This is a genomic window from Micromonospora sp. SD12 (assembly GCF_052068495.1).
Classification (GTDB): Bacteria; Actinomycetota; Actinomycetes; order Mycobacteriales; family Micromonosporaceae; genus Micromonospora; species Micromonospora echinofusca.
In genome coordinates this window covers 292730-314746 of sequence record NZ_JBQHDF010000005.1, presented here as the reverse complement: position 1 = coordinate 314746, position 22017 = coordinate 292730, and the positions used below count along the sequence as shown (strand labels likewise).

Annotated in this window: 21 protein-coding genes, 2 tRNA genes and 1 pseudogene; 10 read left to right on the top strand and 14 right to left on the bottom strand. The window is 75.1% G+C overall.

Translation table 11 applies throughout. The annotated features are described in order from the left end of the window. Window position 1: 1 nt before the first annotated feature. From ACTMS2_RS13735 to ACTMS2_RS13720, 4 genes are all read right to left on the bottom strand, one after another. A complete protein-coding gene (locus ACTMS2_RS13735; protein ID WP_441175686.1) occupies window positions 2-841 on the bottom strand; it encodes a sigma-70 family RNA polymerase sigma factor in 840 nt (279 codons plus the stop codon). A gap of 234 nt (window positions 842-1075) precedes the next feature. Continuing rightward, window positions 1076-1690, bottom strand: coding sequence for an alpha/beta hydrolase family protein (locus tag ACTMS2_RS13730; protein WP_441175685.1), 615 nt, complete (start codon window positions 1688-1690; stop codon window positions 1076-1078). 83 nt (window positions 1691-1773) lie between these two features. Next, the gene (locus tag ACTMS2_RS13725) at window positions 1774-2166 is read right to left on the bottom strand and encodes a WhiB family transcriptional regulator (protein ID WP_441175684.1); all 393 of its coding nucleotides are present in this window, start codon (window positions 2164-2166) and stop codon (window positions 1774-1776) included. A 195-nt stretch (window positions 2167-2361) separates the two neighbouring features. Further along, window positions 2362-3072, bottom strand: coding sequence for an SOS response-associated peptidase (locus ACTMS2_RS13720; RefSeq protein WP_441175683.1), 711 nt, complete (start codon window positions 3070-3072; stop codon window positions 2362-2364). A 102-nt stretch (window positions 3073-3174) separates the two neighbouring features. Here ACTMS2_RS13720 and aroA point away from each other — a divergent pair, with 102 nt between their 5' ends. The 4 genes and pseudogenes from aroA (at window position 3175) to ACTMS2_RS13700 (ending at window position 7414) form a co-directional block, all read left to right on the top strand. Then, window positions 3175-4476, top strand: a complete 1302-nt coding sequence (gene aroA, locus ACTMS2_RS13715) for a 3-phosphoshikimate 1-carboxyvinyltransferase (protein WP_441175682.1) — start codon at window positions 3175-3177, stop codon at window positions 4474-4476. 165 nt (window positions 4477-4641) lie between these two features. Then, window positions 4642-5592 (top strand): ribosome small subunit-dependent GTPase A, encoded by a 951-nt coding sequence (gene rsgA, locus ACTMS2_RS13710; RefSeq protein ID WP_441175784.1) that lies wholly within the window; start codon window positions 4642-4644, stop codon window positions 5590-5592. Window positions 5593-5617: 25 nt separating this feature from the next. Next, window positions 5618-6436, top strand: a complete 819-nt coding sequence (hisN, locus tag ACTMS2_RS13705; RefSeq protein WP_441175681.1) for a histidinol-phosphatase — start codon at window positions 5618-5620, stop codon at window positions 6434-6436. A 59-nt stretch (window positions 6437-6495) separates the two neighbouring features. Next, window positions 6496-7414: pseudogene (locus tag ACTMS2_RS13700) on the top strand (hypothetical protein). Here the strand turns inward: ACTMS2_RS13700 and ACTMS2_RS13695 are convergent. After that, window positions 7369-8571, bottom strand: coding sequence for a glycosyltransferase (locus ACTMS2_RS13695; RefSeq protein WP_088998563.1), 1203 nt, complete (start codon window positions 8569-8571; stop codon window positions 7369-7371). The pseudogene ACTMS2_RS13700 and the gene ACTMS2_RS13695 sit on opposite strands and share 46 nt — an antisense overlap. Window positions 8572-8787: 216 nt before the next feature. Here ACTMS2_RS13695 and ACTMS2_RS13690 point away from each other — a divergent pair, with 216 nt between their 5' ends. The 3 genes from ACTMS2_RS13690 to ACTMS2_RS13680 all read left to right on the top strand — a co-directional run bounded on the left by ACTMS2_RS13690 (window position 8788) and on the right by ACTMS2_RS13680 (window position 11247). After that, window positions 8788-9786, top strand: coding sequence for an SDR family oxidoreductase (locus ACTMS2_RS13690; RefSeq protein WP_441175680.1), 999 nt, complete (start codon window positions 8788-8790; stop codon window positions 9784-9786). A 59-nt stretch (window positions 9787-9845) separates the two neighbouring features. Then, window positions 9846-10571, top strand: coding sequence for an ATP-binding protein (locus tag ACTMS2_RS13685; RefSeq protein ID WP_441175679.1), 726 nt, complete (start codon window positions 9846-9848; stop codon window positions 10569-10571). 103 nt (window positions 10572-10674) lie between these two features. Further along, window positions 10675-11247, top strand: a complete 573-nt coding sequence (locus ACTMS2_RS13680) for a DUF5709 domain-containing protein (RefSeq protein ID WP_441175678.1) — start codon at window positions 10675-10677, stop codon at window positions 11245-11247. Window positions 11248-11297: 50 nt separating this feature from the next. Here the strand turns inward: ACTMS2_RS13680 and ACTMS2_RS13675 are convergent, their stop codons facing one another. After that, complete coding sequence (locus tag ACTMS2_RS13675; RefSeq protein WP_441175783.1) at window positions 11298-11957, bottom strand: response regulator; 660 nt, start codon at window positions 11955-11957, stop codon at window positions 11298-11300. Between the two features lie 76 nt (window positions 11958-12033). Further along, a complete protein-coding gene (macS, locus tag ACTMS2_RS13670; RefSeq protein WP_441175677.1) occupies window positions 12034-13161 on the bottom strand; it encodes a MacS family sensor histidine kinase in 1128 nt (375 codons plus the stop codon). 120 nt (window positions 13162-13281) lie between these two features. Between macS and ACTMS2_RS13665 the strand changes: the two genes are divergently transcribed. Then, on the top strand, window positions 13282-13749 hold the full coding sequence (locus tag ACTMS2_RS13665; protein WP_441175676.1) for an ATP-binding protein: 468 nt from the start codon (window positions 13282-13284) through the stop codon (window positions 13747-13749). A gap of 30 nt (window positions 13750-13779) precedes the next feature. On the opposite strand, the gene ACTMS2_RS13660 is transcribed toward ACTMS2_RS13665, so the two are convergent. Next, entirely contained in the window at window positions 13780-14718 is a 939-nt protein-coding gene (locus ACTMS2_RS13660; RefSeq protein WP_363626154.1) for a ribose-phosphate diphosphokinase, read from the bottom strand. 110 nt (window positions 14719-14828) lie between these two features. Between ACTMS2_RS13660 and glpK the strand changes: the two genes are divergently transcribed. Next, window positions 14829-16313 (top strand): glycerol kinase GlpK, encoded by a 1485-nt coding sequence (gene glpK / locus ACTMS2_RS13655; protein WP_441175675.1) that lies wholly within the window; start codon window positions 14829-14831, stop codon window positions 16311-16313. Between the two features lie 80 nt (window positions 16314-16393). On the opposite strand, the gene ACTMS2_RS13650 is transcribed toward glpK, so the two are convergent. After that, window positions 16394-17227, bottom strand: coding sequence for a phosphoribosylaminoimidazolesuccinocarboxamide synthase (locus ACTMS2_RS13650; protein ID WP_357714366.1), 834 nt, complete (start codon window positions 17225-17227; stop codon window positions 16394-16396). Window positions 17228-17392: 165 nt separating this feature from the next. Here ACTMS2_RS13650 and ACTMS2_RS13645 point away from each other — a divergent pair, with 165 nt between their 5' ends. Beyond that, on the top strand, window positions 17393-18724 hold the full coding sequence (locus ACTMS2_RS13645) for an ABC transporter substrate-binding protein (RefSeq protein ID WP_441175674.1): 1332 nt from the start codon (window positions 17393-17395) through the stop codon (window positions 18722-18724). A gap of 257 nt (window positions 18725-18981) precedes the next feature. On the opposite strand, the gene ACTMS2_RS13640 is transcribed toward ACTMS2_RS13645, so the two are convergent. From ACTMS2_RS13640 to ACTMS2_RS13620, 5 genes are all read right to left on the bottom strand, one after another. After that, the gene (locus tag ACTMS2_RS13640) at window positions 18982-19230 is read right to left on the bottom strand and encodes a hypothetical protein (protein ID WP_101412639.1); all 249 of its coding nucleotides are present in this window, start codon (window positions 19228-19230) and stop codon (window positions 18982-18984) included. A 252-nt stretch (window positions 19231-19482) separates the two neighbouring features. Then, window positions 19483-19559, bottom strand: a tRNA-Met gene (locus ACTMS2_RS13635). A 721-nt stretch (window positions 19560-20280) separates the two neighbouring features. Continuing rightward, a tRNA-Met gene (locus ACTMS2_RS13630) sits at window positions 20281-20357 on the bottom strand. Between the two features lie 94 nt (window positions 20358-20451). Further along, window positions 20452-21396, bottom strand: a complete 945-nt coding sequence (locus tag ACTMS2_RS13625; protein WP_441175673.1) for a hypothetical protein — start codon at window positions 21394-21396, stop codon at window positions 20452-20454. Then, complete coding sequence (locus tag ACTMS2_RS13620; RefSeq protein ID WP_363893918.1) at window positions 21386-21895, bottom strand: SigE family RNA polymerase sigma factor; 510 nt, start codon at window positions 21893-21895, stop codon at window positions 21386-21388. The genes ACTMS2_RS13625 and ACTMS2_RS13620 overlap by 11 nt, the downstream gene beginning before the upstream one ends. Window positions 21896-22017: the final 122 nt, after the last annotated feature.

The following is a 22017-nucleotide window of genomic DNA, read 5'->3' as shown; positions in this document are numbered from 1 at the left end:
GTCAGACCTCCCGGCCGGCGGAAGCGGTCGAGCCCTTCTTCGACGCCGCGGCGGAGAAGCCCCGCTCGGCGGCGTACTGCTCGAGCAGCTTGCGCAGATTACGACGGCCGCGGTGCAGCCGCGACATGACCGTGCCGATCGGCGTGCCCATGATGTCGGCGACCTCCTTGTAGGAGAAGCCCTCGACGTCGGTGAGGTAGACGGCCAGGCGGAACTCCTCCGGCAACTGCTGGAGGGCCTCCTTGACGTCGCTGTCCGGCAGCCGGTCCAGCGCCTCGGTCTCGGCCGAGCGCAGGCCGCTGGAGGTGTGCGACTCGGCCTCGGCGAGCTGCCAGTCGGTGATCTCCTCGGTCGGCGCCTGGATGGGCTGGCGCTGCCGCTTGCGGTAGGAGTTGATGTAGGTGTTGGTCAGGATCCGGTAGAGCCAGGCCTTCAGGTTCGTGCCCTGCTCGAACTGGTGGAAGGCCGCGTACGCCTTCAGGTAGGTCTCCTGGACCAGGTCCTCCGCATCCGCCGGATTGCGGGTCATCCGCAGCCCGGCAGCGTAGAGCTGATCGACGAAGGGCATCGCGTCCCGCTCGAAGCGGGCCCTGCGCTCGTCCGTCTTCTCGGTGGTCAACCGCACATCCCCTCGCGTCGGATGCTGTCCCGCCGAGGATACGCGCCCGGACGTGCCCGCAGATTCACTTCCGGCGGGTGTGCTCGTCCTCACCGTGCTCGCGCGCACCGCCGCCGGGCCGACCGGCGGCACCACCGCGGGCCAGTCCGGGCCGCCCAGCAGCCGTCGAAGCTGCCGCGCTCCCCGCTCGTCCCGTTCCCGGGCCCGTGTCTCGGTCGGCACCGGTCTCCCCCCTCGCCAGAAATGTCGTCCGGGGGGTGCAACGCCCCCGACGGGGCGGAGCATTCCGCTGGCCTCCCCCGTTCCTGGTCCCGGCGCCGGCAGCGGGCCGACGCTGGGACCAGGAAGGGCCTGGGAGGACCGGCGCCGCCCGCCCGAACCGGGCGTCCGGCGCCATCCGATGCAACGACCCGCCGCCGCCACCGGACACGGCCCGCCACGGCGTCCGCGCCCGGCTCAGCGTCGCGCCCAGCCCTGCCCGCGCAGCCAGTCGCACACCACCGCGGCCGTACCGGCCGGGTCGCCCCGCAGGTCGTGCCGCTCCCCCGGACGGGTCACCACGCGCACCCCCGGCCCCGGCTCCGGCACCCCGAACGGGTCGCGGTCGCCGTTGACCACGAGAGTGGGCAGGCCGGTTGCCAACTCCGCCGCCCTCGACCGCTCCGGGCGGCCGGGCGGATGCAGCGGGAACGCCAGCGCCACGATTCCGGCGGCGCCCACCGCCGGCGCGGTGCGACACGCCACCCGCGCGCCGCTGGAGCGTCCGCACACCAGCAGCGGTACGCCGGGGTGCCGCTGCCGCAGCACGGCGAGCACGGCGGTCCACGCCTCGTCGAGGTGCCCCGCCGGAGCTGGCGCGCGTCGACCGGCGACGCGGTAGGGCTGGGTCACCCGGGCCACCACCAGCCCGGCGCCGACCGCTGCGTCCCGGAGCGCACGCAGGTCCGGGGCGTCGACGTCACCGCCCGCGCCGTGGCCGAGCACCAGCAGGGCGCTCGGTGCACCCGCCGGCGGGTCGGTGTCGACCCGGGCGGGCCCGCGCGGGGTGAAGAGCTCGTCGTCCTGCGGCACCGGCCCATTCTGCGGTGTCGCAGGCACGACGGGCGGCCGGCCCGCCGAGATGGGGGGCCGGCCGCGACCGGTTCAGTCGCCGGTCAGCTCAGCGGCACCAGGGTGAGCAGCCGGTCCCGGACCGGCGGACCCGCGTCGCCGGCGGCCTCCGGATCCGGTAGCACCTCGTCGCGCCAGGCGACCAGCATCGCCCGCCGCTCGCGTGGAGTGGTGCCGCCCCAGACGCCGTGCAGGTCGCCCACGTCCAGCGCCCACGCCAGGCAGGAGCCCTGCACGTCACAGCTGCGGCACAACGCGACTGCCGCGTCGGCCGGTTCGTTCGGCGCCGGAAAGAACGTTTCCGGGTCGACGTTCTGGCAGGTTCCCCTGGTTCGCCACGCCTCGTCCTGTCGCCGCTCCCGCAACGCCCGCAGCAGTCGCGGATCTCGTCGTGCGGCGGCCACCTCGTGCGGCCGGGGCATACGTGCCCGTGTCATCCACCCACCTCCCCCGTGGGACCGGCAAGATCGGTGCGCGTCGTCCGCCCCGTGCGGATCGACACCCACTACCGGCGCTGTGTTGTATCGCACTTCCGGACACCGGGACAAGACTTCACGGCGAATACGGGTGAACGCGGGGGCGACGTTTCGTCCGCAACTCTGGTAAATCACTCCCGACAATGTGTCGGACTGTCAGAAAAGCGTCATCTCCTGCGGGCCGACGGCCCGGGCGAGCGGCACCCGCTCGGTCAACTGCGGCCCGTCGTTGCGCACGTCCCCCACCGCCGTGCCCACCGGGCGGATCTCCAGCGTGGCGAGCCAGTCCGGCGGCGGTGGCGCGAGCAGGCCCTCCGGCTCGTCGGTCGACGCCAGCCACGCCCCCCAGCGCTCCCGGGGCAGCAGCAGCGGCATCCGGTCGTGCACCTCGGCCAGCTCGCCCAGAGCGGCCGTGGTGAGGACGCTGAAGGTCAGCAGCGGGTCGGCGGAGCCCTCCCAGACCGACCAGATGCCGGCGAAGGCCAGCACCGAGCCGTCCGACGGGGTCATGTAGAAGGGCTGCTTGCGCCCGTCCGCCGAGCGGACCCACTCGTACCAGCCGTCGGCCGGGACGAGGCAGCGGCGGCGGGCGAAGGCCCCCGCGTACGCCCGGCTGGTGGCGACCGTCTCGGCGCGGGCGTTGATCATGCGGGCGGCGCCGGACGGCGACCGGGACCAGGACGGGACCAGACCCCAACGGCCGACGGACAGCGCGCGGTGGCCCTCGGGGCTGACCCGCACCAACGGCACCCGGTCGGTGGGCGCGACGTTGTGGTCGGGGCCGACGCCGCCGCCGGTCTCGTCCTGGGACTCGAACAGCGCGCTCAGGTCGCCCGCGCTCCGGGTCGTCGCGTACCTCCCGCACATGTCGCACACGCTAACCCGCCACGCGTCGTCCGGCTGTCCCGCTGACCGGGAGTAGCCGCGCCGGCCGGCCGCGCCCGCCCCCGGACACGGCAGAATGGAGGCGTGGGGAACCTGATCGCGACCCGGCCGCCGCAGCCGTGGACAGCTCCGACCGCCTCCGACCCGGTCGCGGCGACGCTGCGCCTGCCCGGGTCCAAGTCGATGACCGCGCGCGCCCTGGTGCTGAGCGCCCTGGCCGGCGGTCCCTCGACCCTGGCCGGGCCGCTGCGCGCCCGGGACACCGAGCTGATGGCCGCCGGGCTGCGCGCCATGGGCGCGCACATGTCGATCAGCGACGACGAGCGCTGGCTGGTCCGCCCCCACCCGCTGGTCGGCCCCGCGCACGTCGACGTCGGCCTGGCCGGCACCGTGATGCGCTTCGTCCCACCCGTGGCGGGCCTCGCCGACGGGCGGATCACCCTCGACGGCGACCCGCAGGCCCGCACCCGGCCCCTCGGCCCGCTGATCGGGGCGCTGCGCTCCCTCGGCGTACGCGTGGACGCCCCCGCCACCGGCAGCCTGCCGCTGACCGTGCTGGGCGCCGGGCGGGTGGTCGGCGGCGAGGTGGTGATCGACGCCTCCGCGTCGAGCCAGCTGGTCTCCGGGCTGCTGCTGGCCGCGCCGCGCTTCGACCGGGGCGTGGTGGTCCGGCACGTGGGCCCGCCGGTGCCCTCCGCGCCGCACCTGCGGATGACCGTGCAGATGCTGCGGGCCGCCGGCGCGGCCGTCGACGACGGCACCCCCGACGTGTGGGTGGTCGAGCCCGGCCCGCTGGCGGGGCGCGGCTGGCAGATCGAGCCCGACCTGTCGGGCGCCGTGCCGTTCTTCGCCGCCGCCCTGGTCACCGGCGGCGAGGTGACCCTCCAGGGCTGGCCGCGCAGCAGCGCCCAGCCCGTCGAGCAGCTCCGTTCGCTGCTCCAGCGGATGGGCGGCGAGGTGACCCTCTCCACCGGCGGGCTGACGGTCCGGGGCACCGGCGCCGTGCACGGCCTGACCGCCGACCTCTCCGACGTCAGCGAGCTGACCCCGGCGCTGACCGCGCTGGCCATGCTCGCCGACTCGCCGTCGGTGTTCACCGGCGTCGGCCACATCCGGGGCCACGAGACCGACCGGCTCACCGCGCTGGCGCGGGAGTTCACCGCCCTCGGCGCCGACATCACCGAGTCCCCCGACGGGCTGGAGATCCGGCCCCGACCGCTGCACGGCGGGGTGTTCGAGACCTACCACGACCACCGGATGGCGCACGCCGCCGCCGTGGCCGGCCTGGCCGTTCCGGGCGTCGAGCTGAGCGACGTGGCGTGCACCTCGAAGACCATGCCGGAGTTTCCGGCACTATGGTCGGCGATGGTGACCGGCAAGAGCTGACACGACGGGGGGCGGGTCCTGACGACCAGACGGCGGGAGTACGACGAGGACGACGTCCGGGTCCGTCCGGGCAGGTCGTCGCGCCCGCGTACCCGTACGCGCCCCCTGCACTCCGACGCGGTGGACGGCTTCGTGATCGCCGTCGACCGGGGCCGCTACACGTGCGTGCCGCCCGACGCCGGGCCCGACGCACCCCTGGTCACCGCGATGCGGGCCCGGGAACTGGGGCGCAAGTCGGTGGTGGTCGGCGACCGCGTCGGCCTGGTCGGCGACACCTCCGGCGCGGCCGGGGCGCTGGCCCGCATCGTCCGGATCGCCGAGCGCACGTCGGTGCTGCGGCGCACCGCCGACGACGACGAGACCACCGCGGAGGGCCGGCTGGAACGGGTGGTCGTCGCCAACGCCGACCAGTTGGTCATCGTCAGCGCGCTGGCCGACCCGCCGCCGCGCACCGGGTTCATCGACCGCTGCCTGGTGGCCGCGTACGACGCCGGCATCGAGCCGCTGCTCTGCCTCACCAAGGCCGACCTGGCCGGCCCCGAGACGGTGCTCGGCTACTACGCCGAGCTGGAGCTGCCGTACGTGCTGATCCGCCCGGACTCCGACCTCGACGCCCTGCGCGACCTGCTCGCCGGGCGGATCTCGGTCATGGTGGGGCACTCGGGGGTGGGCAAGTCGACGCTGGTCAACCGGCTCGTGCCGGACGCCGCCCGGGCGGTCGGCACGGTCAGCGCGATCGGCCGGGGCCGGCACACCTCCACGAGCGCGGTGGCGCTGCGCCTGCCCCGGCTGGCCGGCGACCCACCGCACGGCGGGGACGCCGCCGGCTGGATCGTCGACACCCCGGGGGTACGCAGCTTCGGGCTCGCGCACGTCTCCGCCGACAGCCTGCTGCACGGCTTCCCCGACCTGGTCGAGGGGACGGTCGACTGTCCCGCCAACTGCCCGCACACACCGGACGAGGCCGACTGCGGGCTGGACGCCTGGGTCGCCGCCGGCAAGGCCGATCCGCGCCGGCTGGCCTCGTACCGCCGGCTGCTGGCCTCCCGGTCGGGTGAGGGCGACGCGCGCGAACCCGACCAGCGGAATCCCGGCGACCCGCTCGCGGGGGCCTGAGCCGGTCGCCGCTACCGTTTCGGGCATGCCCGGGTACGCCGACGACATCGCCCTCGCCCACCTGCTCGCCGACGCCGCCGACGCCGTCTCCACGGCCCGGTTCCGCGCGCTCGACCTGCGGGTCGAGGCGAAGCCCGACCTGACCCCGGTCTCCGACGCGGACACCGCCGTCGAGCGGGAGATCCGGACGCTGCTGGCCGCGCACCGGCCGGCCGACGGCCTGCTCGGCGAGGAGTACGGCGAGCAGCCCGCCAGCGGCCCGGACGGCCGACGCTGGGTGGTCGACCCGATCGACGGCACGAAGAACTTCATCCGCGGCGTGCCGGTGTGGGCCACCCTGATCGCGCTGCTGGAGGGCGACCGCCCGGTCGCCGGGCTGGTCTCCGCGCCGGCGCTCGGTCGCCGCTGGTGGGGCGCGCTCGGCGAGGGAGCGTACGCGGGGCCCGACGCCGCGAGCGGCGCGCCGATCCGGGTCTCCGCAGTACGGGACCTCGCCGACGCGAGCTTCTGCTACTCGTCGCTGACCGGGTGGGAGTCCGCCGGGCGGCTGGACGCGATGCTCCAGCTCATGCGGGACACCTGGCGCAGCCGGGCGTACGGCGACTTCTACGGCTACATGCTGCTGGCCGAGGGCGCGCTGGACGTGATGGTGGAGCCGGAGCTGTCGCTGTGGGACGTCGCCGCGCTGGTGCCGATCGTCACCGAGGCGGGCGGCACGTTCACCGATCTGGCCGGCCGACCCGCCCCCTCCGGCGACGCCGGGACCGAGAGCAGCGCCGTGGCCAGCAACGGCGCGTTGCACGCCGACATCCTCGCCCGGCTGGGTCGGCCAACCGAGCACTGACCTCCGGCAGCCTCTATCCTCGCCAGGTGGTCTCCTCCGGTTGGTGCTTCCTCGCGGCCATGATCGTCGCGTACGGCGTCGCCAACCTCCTCCAGTCGGTGGCCGCCGCCCGCACCACCGTGCACCACACCTTCGACCCGGGGCTGCTGCTGCGGCTGGCGGGGCACCGCACGTACCTGGTCGGGCTCGGCTGCCAGGTCGCCGGGTTCGTGCTGGCCCTGCTCGCCCGCCGGGACCTGCCGCTGTTCCTGGTCCAGTCCAGCGTCGCCGCCGGGCTCGGGGTCACCGCCCTGCTCGGCGTGCTGGTGCTGAAGTGGCGGTTGCCGGCTGCCGAGGTGGCGCTGCTGGTGCTGCTGTTCGCCGGGATCACCGCGCTGGTGCTCTCCGCCGAGCCCGCACCGGCCAAGCCGCTCGGCACCGCCGGGCTGGTCGCCCTGGTGGTGGCGCTCGGCGTGATCGCGGTGATCGGCTTCTTCGCCGTACGCCTGCACGGGGCGCCCGGCTCGGTGGCGCTCGGCGCGCTGGCCGGGCTGGCGTTCTCCGCCGCCGCGGTGGCCGCCCGGCCCCTCGCCTCCTCCCCGACGCCGGAGGCGTTCGTCCGGGACCCGCTGCTCTACCTGCTGATCGTCCACTCGATCGTCGGTCAGCTGCTGCTCGGCCTCGCCATGCAGCGCGGCTCGACCACGGCCGCCGTGGCGGCGATGGACGCCGCCGGGGCGGTGCCCGCCGCGATCGTCGGCCTGCTGCTGCTCAACGACAAGATCTGGCCCGGGCGGGAGTGGCTCGCCGCCGTCGGGTTCCTGGTCACGCTCGCGGCCGTCATCGGCCTCACCCGGTACGCCGAACCCCAGCACCACCACGCCGTCGCCGGGGAACCCGACCGGGGCATGGTGGGCGTCGGAGCGCCCGGCCGACCGCTCTGAGGAGCCGGGTCAGGCCGCCTCGACCGGCTTGCGCCGGCTCACCACCCGCTCGTAGAGGCGCTCCAGCGCGCCGGCCGTCCGCTCCCAGGTGTAGCTGCACCGCACCCGGTCGACGGCGGCGTGCCCGTACGCGAACCGCCCGGCGTTGTCGGAGAGCAGCCGGCGCAGCGTCACGCCCAGCGTGCGGACGTCGCCCGGCGGCACCAGCCGGCCGGTGACCTCGTCGACCACCGCGTCGGCGATGCCGCCCATGGAGTAGCCCACCACCGGCACCCCGCAGGCCATCGCCTCCAGCGACACCCGGCCGGCGGAGGAGTAGTGCGGCGTGCAGGCGACCACGTCCGCCGAGCGGTACCAGGTGGCCATCTGCTCGTGCGGCACCGCGCCCACCAGCTTCACCTGCTCGGCCACCCCGCTGCGCTCGGCCAGCTCGCGCAGCCGGCGGGCCTCGGCGTGGCTGGCGAGCTGCCCGGCGGGCGGGCCGCCGGCGATCACGAGTTCGGCGTCGCCGACCAGCCGCATGGCCCGGATCAGGTCCTCCTGGCCGTGCCCGGCCGAGAGCCCGCCGACGGAGAGGATCCGGGCCCGCCTGTCGCGGGGGGCGGCCTCGCCGTCGGGGTGGAACTGCGCGGTGTCGACGCCGGCCGGCACCATCGCCACGGAGCTGCGTTGCAGTCCCATCCGGGTCAGCTCGTCGACCTCGTCGGTGCACTGGGCGACGGCGATGTCCACCGCCCGGGTCAGCGCGCGCTCCAGCGGGATCCGCTCCCCCGGGCCGTCGTACATCCGGCCGAGGTGGCGCAGCTGCTCGACGCCGAGGGAGTGGAAGGTCTGCACCACGGGGATGTCGGTCTCGCGGACCGCGTGCGCGGCGGCCAGCCCGCCGACCCAGTAGTGCCCGTGGACCACCTCGGGGTGCCAGTCACCCACCCACCGGTCGGCCAGCCAGGCGCCGAACGCGGACACGTACGGCACCAGCTCGGCGGTGGGCAGCGGGGCCGCCGGGCCGACCGGGACCCGCTCCACCCGGTAACCGTCGACCGTCGCCGTCTCCGGCAGGTCGGGGTCGTCGCGGCGTTCGTACACCCGGACGTCGTGGCCCCGCGCGGCGAGTTCGGCGGCGACCCGGGCGATGTGCTGGTGGGTGCCGACGGTCAGGCCGTCGGTGCCCCTGGGCGGGCCGGCGTGCGCGCAGACGAGGCCGACGCGCATGGGTCACCTCCATGCGATCTTCTCAAGCGGTGGTCCTCGGTCAGAGGGTCCCATTAACCGAACGCCCGGGAGCCGAAACCTGGCAGATCGGGAAGAGACCGGCGGGTGCTTGCGCGACGGCAACTGTCGCGGCGCGGCCTGCCGCACCCGGAGCCGGGACAAATCCGACCCGGCACCGGCCGCATGACCCCTGCCCGTGGGGGGTACGGGCGAAGAATGCCTCTGACCCGCAGCCTCGCCGACGCCACCGTCGTGCTCACCGGTGCCTCCAGCGGCATCGGTACGGCCACCGCGTACGCCCTCGCCCGGCGCGGCACCGCCGTCGTGCTGGCCGCCCGGAGCGAGGCGGCGCTGGAGGAGGTGGCCCAGCGGTGCCGGGAACTGGGCGGACGGGCGCTGGTGGTGCCGACCGACGTGACCGACCCGGCGGCCGTCGAGCGCCTCGCCGCCCGCGCCGTCGCCGAGTTCGGCCGGATCGACGGCTGGATCAACAACGCCGCCGTCGGCGCGGTCGGGCTCTTCGACGAGATCCCGGTGGAGGAGTTCCGGCGGGTGCTGGAGGTGAACCTGCTCGGTGCCGCGTACGGCACCCGCGCCGCCCTGCCCCACCTGCGCGCGGCGGGCGGCGGCGTACTGGTCAACAACGCGTCGGTGCTGGCCGAGGTGGCGATGCCCTACCAGTCGGCGTACAACGCCGCGAAGCACGGCATCCGCGGGCTGGCCGACACGGTCCGGCAGGAGATGCGGGTCACCGGGCGGGGCGACATCTCGATCTGCACGGTGCTGCCGGCCACCATCGACACCCCGTTCTTCCGGCACGCCGCCAACCACAGCGGCCGGGAACTTGTGCCGCCGCCCCCGGTCTACCCGCCGGAGGTGGTGGCCGAGACGATCGTCCGGCTGCTGCGTCGTCCCCGGCGCGAGGCGTACGCCGGCGGGGCCGCCCGGCTGATCGGCCTCCAGTGGCGGCTCGCCCCGGCGCTCGCCGAGCGGGTCCTCGGCTGGTACGCGCACCGCACCCAGTTCGGGCCCACCCCGCGACCGGAGAGCACCGGCAACGTCTTCCGCCCCGACGCGGCGGCGCGGCGCGAGGGCGGCTGGCACGGTCGGCGGCGGCACATGGTCCGGATGACCGCCGCCTTCGGGCTGGCGGCGGCGGGAACTGCCGTCGGGACGGTGGCCGCGATGACCCGCCGGGCGCGGACGGACCGCTGATGTCCGGCAGCGAGCGGTCGGGTGCGCGCTCCGCGCGGGGGGTGCAGAATAGGGCGATCATGGCGACCGACGCGCGCTGCCAGGTGGAGGCCGACGAGTCCTCCGGGGTGCTCCGGCTGACCGGCGTGCTCGACCACTCCGGCACGGACGCCGTGCGCGACGGTCTGCTCGCCCACCTCTGCGGCCGGCCCGGCGCGGTGGTGGCGGACCTCACCGACCTGCGGGTGACCGACCCGGCGGCCCGGGAGGTCTTCACCGAGGTACGCCGGGAGGTGCGCCACTGGCCCGCGGCCGACCTGCTGCTCTGCGATCCGACCGGTGCCGTCGAGGGAGTGCCGGCCTGGCCGACGCTGGACGGGGCGATGGCCGGGCTGGCCGCCGCGCCGCTGGCCGCGGTGGTCGAGGCCGACCTGCCGCCCGTCGTCGGGGCCGCCCGGCAGGCCCGGCAGCTCGTGGCGGAGGGCTGCGGAGCCTGGGGCCTGCCCGAACTGGTCGAACCGGCGTGCATCGCCGTCACCGAGATGGTGAACAACGTCGTCGCCCACGCGCGCACCCCGATGACGGTCCGCCTGGCGCCCCGGGACGACCACCTGCACCTGGCGGTACGCGACCACTCGTCGCGGCAGCCGGCGTTCACCGGGACGGCCCCGCCGGACGTCGCGGGCGGGCGCGGCCTGCTGCTGATCGACACCGTGGCCCGCAGCTGGGGCAGCAGCCGGGTGCCGGACGGCAAGGTCGTCTGGTGCGTGCTGCACGTGGCCGACGAGGCCGTCGAGCACGGCTGACGGCGCCCCGATCCTGCCCCGCCGTCCCCGGAGGTACCCCTTCCGCCCGGATGGCCACGGCCGGCACCGGTTATGCCGCCAGGGAGGTGGGTAGTGGTCAGCCATGCGCGACGACGAGTACCCGACCCCCGTGTCCGACCCCGAGGCGGAGGGCCTGCCCGACACCGCCGACGACGACTCGACCGCCAACGACGACGTCCTGACCGGACGCGAGGCGGACGGCCCGGAGCCGGCCCAGCTGCCGGGCGACCGGACGCCGGTCGCGGTGGACCGGTTCGGGACCACCGCCGAGGAGCAGCTCGACGGCGAGTCGCTCGACTACAAGCTCGACCGGGAGCGGTACGAACGCCCCGCCGACGATCCGCTGGCCGGCCCCGTCGACCCGGACATCGCCGCCGAGGCCGACAGTGAGGAGGCCGCGGCCCAGGCCCAGCTCGACGCGGACGTGCTCGACCCCGGCCCCACCTCCGACCCGAACTCGCCGGTCTCCCTCTACGACCACGGCCAGCTCGGCAGCGTCGCCGACGCCGAGGTCGGCCGGCTCGTCGAACCGGACGAGGGGGCGCACACCGACCAGGAGACCGACTCGGTGGCGTACGACGCCGGTTCGGCCGGCGGCGGCGCGAGCGCCGAGGAACTGGCCATCCACGAGACGCGCCCACCGCACTCGGTCTGAGCCGTCGCGGGGTCGTCGGGGAACCCTTCGGGGTGGTTCCCCGGCGGCCCTCAGTCGTCCAGGCCCCGTTCGATCGCGTACCGGGTCAGCTCGACCCGGTTGTGCAGCTGGAGCTTGCCGAGCGTGTTCTGCACGTGGTTCTGCACCGTGCGGTGGGACAACCCGAGCCGCTCGGCGATCTGCTTGTAGGACATCCCCTTGGCGACCAGGCGCAGCACCTCGGTCTCCCGGTCGGTGAGCCGGGGTGCCGGGCCGGCCCCCCGAAAGTCCCGCCCGCCGGGTTCGGCACCGCCCGGGTCGGCCGCGAGCCGGCGGTACTCGCCGAGCACCAGCCCGGCCAGGCCGGGCGTGAACACCGGCTCCCCCGCCGCCGTCCGGCGCACCGCCTCCAGGAACTCCGCCGGGGCGGCCGACTTCACCAGGTAGCCGGTGGCGCCCGCCTTCACCGCGTCCAGCACGCTCTGCTGCTCGCCGCTGGCCGAGAGCATCAGCACCCGCACCTGCGGCAGCACGGCGCGCAACCCGTGGATCACCTCCACCCCCGAGACGTCCGGCAGTTGCAGGTCGAGGACGACCACGTCGGGCCGGGCGGCGGCAGCCACCCGTACCGCCTGCCGGCCCTCTCCGGTGGTGGCGACGACGACGTGGCCGGCCTCGGTGAGGTCCCGGGCCACCCCCTCCCGCCACATCGGGTGGTCGTCCACCACCATCACGCGCACGCCCGTCACGGCCGTACCTCCTTGGTTCGCGATTGCGGGGCTCGCAGACCCGGCTCACTCCTCGCGCTCACCGGCCCTCCCTTTCCACAGTCAGTTCCAGCTCCGTGCCGACGCCCGGCGCGGAGGTGATCCGCACCGTGCCGCCGAGGTCGGCGAGGCGGCCCCGGATCGACCGGGCGACGCCGAGCCGGCCCTCGGCGGCGGCCTCCTCCAGCCGGCCGGCCGCGAAGCCCGGCCCCTCGTCGCGGATCGACACGGTCACCGTCGTCCCCTCGTCCTCGACCAGCACCCACGCCCGCCCGTTTGTGTGCCGGGCCACGTTGTCGAGGGCGGCGGCGGTCGCGGCGGCCAACTCGTGGGCGACGGGCCCGGGCAGCGGCACCGGGGTCGCCGGCGCGGAGAGCGAGACCGTGGCCGAGGCGTACCGGTTGAGCAGCCCGCGCAGGTCCACCGGCCCGCCGTCGACGACGGTCCCGGCCGACGCGGCGCCGCCGATCAGGGCGCGCAGCGCGGCCTCCTGCTCCCCGGCGAGCCGGGCCAGCTCCCCGGCCTCGCCGTCGAGGTGGGCGCCGCGCCGCTGCACCAGCGCGAGCACCTGGAGCACGGAGTCGTGGATGTCCCGGGCCAGGCGCTCCCGTTCCCGGGTGGCGGCCTCCAGCTCGACCGCCCGGTGCAGCCGCTCCTCGGCGGTCACGGCCAGCCGGGCGACGTGCCCGACCACCACCCCGGCGAGCAGCAGCAGGATCACCCCGGTGAGCGAGGACCCGCCGATCCGTTCGCGGGTGACCAGGTCCGCCGCGCCGAGCACGAGGGCGGCGACCGTGCCCCGCCGCCGGCCGCCGGAGACCGCCCAGGCCAGCACCGGGCCGGCCAGCCAGGCCACCGCGAGGGTGGGCACGCCGGCGGCGAGCGCCGCCCGCCCGATCACCCAGGGGGTGGCCAGCATGATGCCGAGGACGACTCCCAGGTCGGCCAGGAGCAGCGGCCAGCGCCGGCGGGCCGGGTCGGCGTAGCCGACGGCGGTCACGCCCGTCCAGACCGCCATCAGCAGGACCAGGGCGGCGGCCGCCAGCGGGTGGGCGTACCGGTCGGCGTCGCGCAGCGCCAGCGCGCAGACGTACGCCAGGGAGGCCACGCGGAACACGGCGATGGCCCGCCAGAGCGGGACCTCGAAACCACCGGGCGGCGTCGACACGCCCGTCACGATGCCACAGCGGGCCACGTCGGCCGACGGGCCGCCGGATGCGCCCGGCAGAACCCTGACGTACGGTGGAAAAGCCGCAAAAATTCCGCGATCCGCTGTCGGGACGGGGCCATGACGAATGCGGAACCCGGCGCACAGCGTACGGTTGTGCCCATCGAATCTTCCCTCCTCATCGCCGAGGCCTTCGAGCAGGCCCAGGTGACCGAGCTTCGCCACTCGGTCACCTCCTGCGCGCACGCCGCCGGGCTGAGCGGGCAACGCCTGGACGACTTCGTGCTGGCGGTCAACGAGCTGATCACCAACGCGGTCCGGCACGGCGGCGGCCGGGGCTGGCTGCGGCTGTGGCGGCAGCCGGGGCAGCTGTTCTGCGAGGTCTCCGACCACGGGCAGGGGATCAGCACGCAACGACTGGGCGACCGGAGCCGCCCCGCCGCCGACACCGCCGGCGGGTGGGGTCTCTGGCTGGCCCGCGAACTGAGCGACAGCATGGACGTCGAGACCGGCGCGCGCGGCACCACGGTCCGCATCAGCGCCGCCGTCGAGGCCCCCCAGCACACCGGCCGCCACCGCGCCGACTGACCGCCGCACAGGGGCCGGCGGCCGGGCGGATCAGGCGAAGAGGGCGCTCACCGATTCGCCGTTGTGGATCCGGCGCATCGCCTCGGCCAGGGCCGGCGCCACGGACAGGACCCGCAGCTTCGGCACCCGCTTGTCGGCGGGGATCGGCACCGTGTTCGTGCACACGATCTCCAGCACGCCCTCCTGCCCGCTCAGCCGCCGCAACGCGTCGCTGGAGAAGAGGCCGTGCGTGCAGGCCAGGCGGATCGAGCGGACCTTCAGCTCGCGCAGGTGCTCCATCAGCTCGATGACCGTACTGCCCTTGGCGATCTCGTCGTCGAGCACGATGACGTCCCGGTCGGCCACGTCGCCGATCACCGCACTGATCTTGACCCGGTCGTCGCTGAACCGCTGCTTCGCCCCGGCGGCCACCGGGGTGCCGAGCCGCCGGGCGAACGCCGCCGCCTCCTTGGCGTTGCCGAGGTCCGGCGAGACCACCACCGTGTTGCCCAGGTCGTAGCGGCTGAAGTGGTCGGCCAGCTCGCGCAACGCGTGCAGGTGGTCCACCGGCACGCTGAAGAAGCCGTGCACCTGCGGCGAGTGCAGGGTCATCGCCAGCACCCGGTCCGCGCCCGCCGAGGTGAGCAGGTCGGCGACGAGGCGCCCGCCGATCGAGATGCGCGGCGCGTCCTTCTTGTCCGACCGGGCGTACGCGTAGTGCGGCAGCACCACGGTGATCCGGCCGGCCGACGCGCCCCGGGCCGCGTCGATCATGAGCAGCAGCTCGACCAGGTTCTCCTGTACGGGCGGCACCAGCGGCTGGATCAGGAATACGTCCCGCTCCCGGCAGTTCGCCTGCAACTGCACTTCCAGGCAGTCGTTGGCGAACCGGGACACCCGTACCGGGTGCAGCGGCACGTCGAGGTGGGTGCAGATCTCGGCGGCGAGTTCGGGGTGGGCGGTTCCACTGAAGACGGCGATGTCACGCACGTCCGCACATCGTACGGACGCCACCCCGGCCCGCCCCCGTCCGGGGCCGGGACCGGCAGGCCGGGCGCGGCCGGTCGGCGGGGCGTCGCCACTGCGGGTACGGTGCTGCCGTGACCCCCCAGTACGTCGCCGCCATCGACCAGGGCACCACCTCCTCGCGGTGCATCGTCTTCGACCGCGCCGGGGAGATCGTCTCCGTGGCCCAGCGGGAGCACCGGCAGATCTTCCCCCGGCCCGGCTGGGTGGAACACGACGCCGAGGAGATCTGGGAGAACGTCCAGCGGGTAGTCCGCGAGGCGCTGCACGGCGCGGGCACCGACGCCGCCGGGCTCGCCGCCGTGGGCATCACCAACCAGCGGGAGACCACCGTCGTCTGGGACCGGACCACCGGCCGGCCGGTGACCAACGCCGTCGTCTGGCAGGACACCCGCACCGGGCCGCTGCTGCGCGAGCTCGACCAGGCGTACGGCGAGGAACGGTTCCGCTCCCGCACCGGGCTGCCGCTGGCCACCTACTTCGCCGGGCCGAAGCTGCGGTGGCTGCTGGAGCACGTCGACGGCCTGCGCGAGCGCGCGGAGGCCGGCGAGGTGCTCTTCGGCACGATGGACAGCTGGCTGATCTGGAAGCTGACCGGCCGGCACGTCACCGACGTGACCAACGCCAGCCGCACCCTGCTGATGGACCTGGGCACCCTCGACTGGGCCCCGGAACTGCTCGACGCGATGGGTGTACCGGCGGCGATGCTGCCGGAGATCCGCAGCTCGGCGGAGGTCTACGGGGAAGCCACGGGCGTCCTGGCCGGGGTGCCCGTCGCCAGCGCGCTCGGCGACCAGCAGGCCGCCCTGTTCGGGCAGACCTGCTTCCAGCCGGGCGAGGCGAAGTGCACCTACGGCACCGGCAGCTTCCTGCTGCTCAACACCGGCGCCAGCCCGGTGCCCTCCACCCACGGCCTGCTCACCACGGTCGCCTACCGCATCCACGGCCAGCCCGCCGCGTACGCGCTGGAGGGGGCGATCGCGGTCACCGGCTCGCTGGTGCAGTGGCTGCGGGACAACCTCGGGCTGATCTCCGCCGCGTCCGAGGTGGAGGAGCTGGCGCGCACCGTCGACGACAACGGCGGCTGCTACGTCGTACCGGCCTTCTCCGGGCTGTTCGCCCCGCACTGGCGCAGCGACGCGCGCGGGGTGGTCGCCGGCCTGACCGGTTACATCACCAAGGGGCACCTCGCCCGGGCGGCGCTGGAGGCGTCGGCCTGGCAGACCCGCGAGGTGGTCGACGCCATGAACGCCGACTCCGACGTGGCGCTGCGCCGGCTCCGGGTCGACGGCGGCATGACCGCCAACGGGCTGCTCATGCAGTTCCTCGCCGACGTGCTCGACGTGCCGGTGGTCCGGTCCCGGATCACCGAGACCACCTGCCTCGGCGCGGCCTACGCGGCCGGCCTGGCGGTCGGCTTCTGGCCCGACCTGGCGACGCTGCGCGCCCAGTGGCGCTCCGACGCGCAGTGGGAGTCGACGATGGCGCCGGCGCACCGGGAGCAGGAGCTGCGCAACTGGCGCAAGGCCGTCCAGCGCACCCTCGACTGGGTGGACTGACCGCCGCGCCGCCCGGCTGGCTGGCGGACTGGCGGACTGGCTGCGAACGTCGTCGCACCCCCGGTGCGGCGGCCCGGGGGTCAGTCCCAGCGGTTGCCGGTGAGCTTCTCGTAGACGTCGACGTAGCGGGCCCGGGTCGCCTCGACGACCTCGGCCGGCACCTCCGGCGCCGGGGCCTGCTTGTCCCAGCCGCTCTCCACCGCCCAGTCGCGCACGTACTGCTTGTCGTAGGAGAACTGCGCCCGGCCCGGCTGGTACGACTCCGCCGGCCAGAACCGGGACGAGTCGGAGGTGAGCAGCTCGTCGCCGAGCATCAGCGTGCCGTCGGGCGTCCAGCCCAGTTCGAGCTTGGTGTCGGCGACCAGGATGCCCCGGTCGGCGGCCAGCTCGGCGCCCCGGCGGTAGACGTCGATCGTGATCCGGCGCAGCCGCTCGGCGGTCTCGGCACCGACCTTGTCCACCACCTCGGCGAAGGTGATCGGCTCGTCGTGCTCCCCCACCGGCGCCTTGGTCGACGGGGTGAAGATCGGCTCGGGCAGGATCGACGCCTCGACCAGGCCGCGCGGCAGCTCGACGCCGGAGACCGCGCCGGTGCGCTGGTACTCCTTCAGGCCGCCACCGGTCAGGTAGCCCCGGGCGACGCACTCGACGGGCACCATCTCCAGCCGCCGGCAGCGCACGGCCCGACCGGCGAACTCGGCGGGCACGTCGGTGGCCGAGACGACGTGGTTCGGCACCAGGTCGGCCAGCTGCTCGAACCACCACAGCGACAGCGCGGTGAGCAGCTTGCCCTTGTCGGGGATCGGCGTCGGCAGCACCACGTCGTAGATCGAGATGCGGTCGGAGGCGACCAGGATCAGGTCGTCGCCGTCGGCGTAGACGTCCCTGACCTTGCCCGAGTGCAGAAGTTCCACGCGCCCTAGTACACCATGCGGGCCGGGTACGGCCTCGGCCGGAGGCTGCGGGCATCGATGCGTACGCCTGGGATGCGGTGGTGTGGCCGGACGTACGTTGACACCCCTCCCCGCGCCTGCGTGAATGATCCGGCCGCCCGCCCCACCGGTCCGCCAGGAGTTTCCGTGCCCGCTGCCCGATTCCCGCTGCCCCGCGCCGGAGCGGACCCGGGCCGGCGTCGGGTGCTCGCCGCGTTGCTGGGCGCGCCGGTGCTCGCCGCCGGCGGGCTCACCGGGTGCAGCGAGGACCAGGCGGCCCCGGAGGAGACCGGGCCGGTCGAGCTGTCGGTGTTCTGGTACGGCGGGGCGAAGCGGGCCGAACTCACCGAACGGGTGCTGCGGCTCTACACCGACCGCAATCCCCGCGTCGGTTTCCGCATCACCTGGCAGGGCGCCGACGGCTACTACGACCGGCTGGCCACCCAGGCGGCGGGCGGCAACGTGCCCGACCTGATCCAGATCGACGACGGCATGCTCACCGAGTACGCCCGCCGCGAGATCGTCCTCGACCTCAGCGCCTACGTCGCCGACCACCGCGTCGACCTGCGCACCCTGCCCCCGGGCCTGGTCCGCTACGGGCAGGTCGACGGGCGTACGGTCGGCGTCGCCGCGGGACAGAGCACCGCGGCCGTCGTCTACGACCGCACGCTGCTGCGCCGGCTGCGGCTGCCCGAGCCGAGCACGGGAATGTCCTGGACGGAGTACGTCGCCTGGGCGCGGCGGGTCACCCGGGTCGGCGAGGGCCGGGTGGCCGGCACGATGGACCCGTCCGGCGACCACCGGGCGTTCTGGCTCTGGCTGCGCGGCCAGGGAGGTGAGTTCTACCGCGACCGCCAGCTCGGCTTCGGCGCCGACGCGCTGACCGAGTGGTTCGAGCTATGGCGGCGCGCCCGCTCCGGCCGGGCGACCCCGAGCGCGGCCCTCGTGGAGCAGGCCGAGGGCGGCGAGCCGACGCGGCAGCTCGTGGTCACCGGCGCCACGGCCGCCTCGTTCGCCTGGTCGCACCAGCTGCCGGAACTCCAGCGCCTCACCGACTCCGAACTCGGCGTGGCCGCCATGCCGGGCCCTGTCGAGGCACAGTGGCACCGGGCGTCGATGTACTGGGCGGCCTTCCGCGGCACCCGACACCCCGCCCTGGTCGCAGACGTGATCAACTTCCTGACGAACAACGGCGAGGCGGGGACGGCGCTCGGCCACGATCGCGGTGTCAGCCCCAGCCTCGCCGTACGGAGCTTCGTCGAGGGCAGCATCACCGACCCGGCACAGCGGCGCGCGGCGGCCCTCGGCGCCGCGTTGGCCGCCCGGCTCGGGCCGGCGCCCAGCCCGCCTCCGCAGGGACACCTGCGGGTGCGGACACTGCTGTTGCAGGCCGCCGAGAGCGTTCGCGGCGGCGAAACCGGCCCCCGGGCGGCAGCAGCCCGCTTCCTGGCACGGGCGGACGCGGCGCTGGCCGGGTAGGCCCGGACACGCACGCCTGCCGCGCGAGCCATGCCGGGTCGGGTGCGCCGCCCCTGCGGGCGGCCATCCCCAGCTCGCCCCGACGGGCCACCGGCTCAGGTGTGGCGGGGCGCCGCGCGGCACCCCCGCCGCCGCTCCGGGCGGCCACCGCCAGCCTGCCCGGAAGGGGGCACCGGGTCGGCTGCTTCGACCGGGGCCGGGTCGAAGCAGCCAGCGCCTCGACCGAGGCGAAGCATCGGCGCGGTGGCGCCCCTACCTCAGCGCGGCGGGCCACCCCGGCGGTTGCGCATCATGCGCAGGAGGAGGAAGACGACTCCGGCGACCACGACCAGGCAGCAGAGCAGGCCGATGAAGCCGAAGCCGCCCCCGCGCCGCCGCCGGGCGGCCTCCACCACCAGCTCACCCGTGCCGGTGGACGCCCAAGCCGCGACGGGCACGAACACCGACAGCACGACCGCTCCGAGGACGGTCGTCAACCGGCCCCACCACTTACCGAATGCAGACATGCCAACATCCTCGCCGACAACCGCAACTCCGGCACGTCGGTCGGGGAGGAATCCGCCGCCCTGCCGCCCTGCCGCTCGGCCGGCAGCCTTCCCGTGCCCGTGCCGTGCACGCCAGCGTCAGACGCGGACAACAGCGGGAGCGGAGGCGAGCACGGCAGGCGGCACGGAGCCGGGGGCCGAATGCTCGTCGGGCAGCGGGTGGGCCCGGAAATGCGGAACGACCCCGGAGTAGAGTCCGGGGTCGTTCCGTCGTGGTAGCGGGGACAGGATTTGAACCTGCGACCTCTGGGTTATGAGCCCAGCGAGCTACCGAGCTGCTCCACCCCGCGTCGGCTCGTTAACTGTAGCGCACCCGACGCCACGATGATCAGCGGACCCCCGATCCCGCCTTAGTCCCCCCTCTGACCAGCACAAACCGGCACCAGAGAACCGCACGAGGCCCACCCCGGCTCCCACCCCGTCCGACGCGGCGGCCGCCACGGAACCTCTCGCCCGCTCCGAACTCCTCCCCCAAGCACGAACACACCGCCTCCTCTCCCGCGAACGGCCGGCGATCAGGACGTCATGGACGCCATCCAGGGGTCTTGGGGTCCGTGGCGTCCTGGTCACCGCTTGGCCGGGTGGGTGACGTGGAGGTTGGCACCGGCGCTGAGCCGGTGAGGGTGCTCAAGGCCGATGGCGGGTGCGTCAGTGGCCGAGGCGGAGTGACCGGCGTCATACGTCCGTCCGCGCCGGCACCGCCCGGGGCCGGCACCACGATGGCGGATTGCGGCCCGCCGCACCGGGACGTGAACGGCCACCGCGGGGACAGGGCACGGCCGAGTGACCGGGCGTGGCCGGCGGACGGGCAGCAGCCGGGCCCGCCAGCGGCTGAAGGCAGGCAACGGCGGGGCAGGCAGGCCCGCCAGCGGCGGGGCAGCCAGGCAGCGGCAGGCAGCGAGCGCCAGGCAGGCAAGCAAGGCGGCAGGCGGCGGGCCACAGGTGGCGGGCAAGGGGTGGGATCCGAGAATGCGGAACGGCCCCGGAGTGAACTCCGGGGCCGTTCCGTCGTGGTAGCGGGGACAGGATTTGAACCTGCGACCTCTGGGTTATGAGCCCAGCGAGCTACCGAGCTGCTCCACCCCGCGTCGGTTCGTACACCGTATCCCACTGGCCCCCGTCCCCGCAAAACGACCCCGGCGGTACGCCGCCCGGGTCTGCCCGACCCGGGCGGCGTACGCCTCAGCGCAGCCAGTCCTCGATCGCGGCCACGGCCCGCCGGCTGTCGGCGTCGACCTGCGAACGGGGCGAGGAGGTGCCCTCCCAGCCCTGCTCCCAGAGCACGGTCACCACGTCGTCCACCCGGATCGCCCGGATCAGCCGGACCTCCTCGCCGCCCGTGGGGTTGCCGTCGATGTCCCGGGCCGGCGTCCGGATCTCGAACAGCACCGACCCGTCACCGAAGCCGTCGTCGGCGAGCAGCCGCAGTCGGGAGGTCGACGCGTTGCCGCCGCCCACCCCCGGCTGCGTGGGACAGCCCCGCACCGCCGCCCGCAGCTCGCGGAGGAACTCGTCGGCCCGCCCGGGACGGTAGAGGGTGACAGTGTGGGCGTAGCTGCCGTCCGGGACGTACCCCTGCGGGGTCTGCGGCAGCTTGTAGGCCAGGATGCGGGTGCGGCGCTGCACGATGCCGGCGTCGCTGCGGTAGCGGGCGTCGCAGAGCGCGGGCAGCGCGTCGGTGTCCCGGAAGAACGGCTCGATGCCCGTACGGTTCGACGCGGCCTGGACGAAGAAGGCCCGGTCGGGGACGCTGCCGGGCGCCCGGGGCGGGGCGGCGCGGGTGCTGCCGGTCGCCGCCGGCGTGCCCGTCGCCCTCGGTGTGCCTGCGGTCGGGGCGACCGGTCCGGCCGTGGCGGCCGGCGGGGTGGCCGCGGTCGGCGCCGCCGGCACGCTCGACGGCGGCGCGACGGCGGCGGACGGCACGACGGGCCCGCGCTCCTCGGCGAGCACCAGCCCGGTGCCGGTCGCCAGCCCACCGACCAGCAGCGCCGTCCCGAGCGCGGTGCCGGTGATCCGCCGCCGGGCCCGCCGGTCGGCGCGCCCGCGCAGCTCCTCGGGGAGGGCCAGGGTGCGGCCGTCGGCGTCCTCGGCGAGCGACCGGTAGAGCTCGGACAGTTCACGCGACATCGTTCGCCTCCAACTCCTCCGCGGGCAGGCCGGGCAGCAGCGTGGCCAGCCGCGCCCGCCCCCGCGACAGCCAGGACTTCACGGTGCCGGTGGGCACCCGGGTCTCCCGGGCGATGTCCTGCACCGACATGTCGAAGAGGTAGTGCAGCGCGAGCGCCTGCCGCTGGGCGGTCGGCAGCCGCCGCAGCGCGCCCGCCAGCAGCACGGCGTCCTCGTTCGGTGGCGGCACCGGCTCGGGCGGGCCCGTGCGACTCAGCGCGGCCCGCCAACCCTGCAACCGGCGCCACCGGTCCGTGGCGAGCCGGGCGACCACGAGCCGCAGCCACGCCTCCGGTGCCGGGTGGGCGGCCAGGCCGCCCCACTGCCGCCAGGCCCGGGCGTACGCCTCCTGCACCAGGTCCTGCGCCTCGGTGTGGTCACCGGCCACGGCGTAGCCGTAGCGGAGCATCCGTCGGGAGGTGCTCCGGTAGAACTCGTCGAAGCTCGTCGCGTCTCTCATGTCTCCGACCCACGCTCCCCGGTCATTCCCGCCTCTTGCAGGGAAGACGGCGCCGTGGGGCGGCGGGTTGCGGGTGCCGGGCCGGCCGTCGCCAACACGACAGCGCCCCCGGCGTCGGGACC

What these genes read in the sequence shown, in the direction of transcription:
- ACTMS2_RS13665 (WP_441175676.1), top strand. Translation starts at nt 13,282, where the DNA reads ATGACGAATGCGGAACCCGGCGCACAGCGTACGGTTGTGCCCATCGAA.
- ACTMS2_RS13625 (WP_441175673.1), bottom strand. Translation starts at nt 21,396, where the DNA reads ATGTCGCGTGAACTGTCCGAGCTCTACCGGTCGCTCGCCGAGGACGCC.
- ACTMS2_RS13675 (WP_441175783.1), bottom strand. Translation starts at nt 11,957, where the DNA reads ATGGTGGTGGACGACCACCCGATGTGGCGGGAGGGGGTGGCCCGGGAC.
- ACTMS2_RS13620 (WP_363893918.1), bottom strand. Translation starts at nt 21,895, where the DNA reads ATGAGAGACGCGACGAGCTTCGACGAGTTCTACCGGAGCACCTCCCGA.
- hisN (WP_441175681.1), top strand. Translation starts at nt 5,618, where the DNA reads ATGCCCGGGTACGCCGACGACATCGCCCTCGCCCACCTGCTCGCCGAC.
- ACTMS2_RS13640 (WP_101412639.1), bottom strand. Translation starts at nt 19,230, where the DNA reads ATGTCTGCATTCGGTAAGTGGTGGGGCCGGTTGACGACCGTCCTCGGA.
- ACTMS2_RS13720 (WP_441175683.1), bottom strand. Translation starts at nt 3,072, where the DNA reads ATGTGCGGGAGGTACGCGACGACCCGGAGCGCGGGCGACCTGAGCGCG.
- ACTMS2_RS13695 (WP_088998563.1), bottom strand. Translation starts at nt 8,571, where the DNA reads ATGCGCGTCGGCCTCGTCTGCGCGCACGCCGGCCCGCCCAGGGGCACC.
- ACTMS2_RS13680 (WP_441175678.1), top strand. Translation starts at nt 10,675, where the DNA reads ATGCGCGACGACGAGTACCCGACCCCCGTGTCCGACCCCGAGGCGGAG.
- ACTMS2_RS13725 (WP_441175684.1), bottom strand. Translation starts at nt 2,166, where the DNA reads ATGACACGGGCACGTATGCCCCGGCCGCACGAGGTGGCCGCCGCACGA.
- ACTMS2_RS13685 (WP_441175679.1), top strand. Translation starts at nt 9,846, where the DNA reads ATGGCGACCGACGCGCGCTGCCAGGTGGAGGCCGACGAGTCCTCCGGG.
- ACTMS2_RS13690 (WP_441175680.1), top strand. Translation starts at nt 8,788, where the DNA reads ATGCCTCTGACCCGCAGCCTCGCCGACGCCACCGTCGTGCTCACCGGT.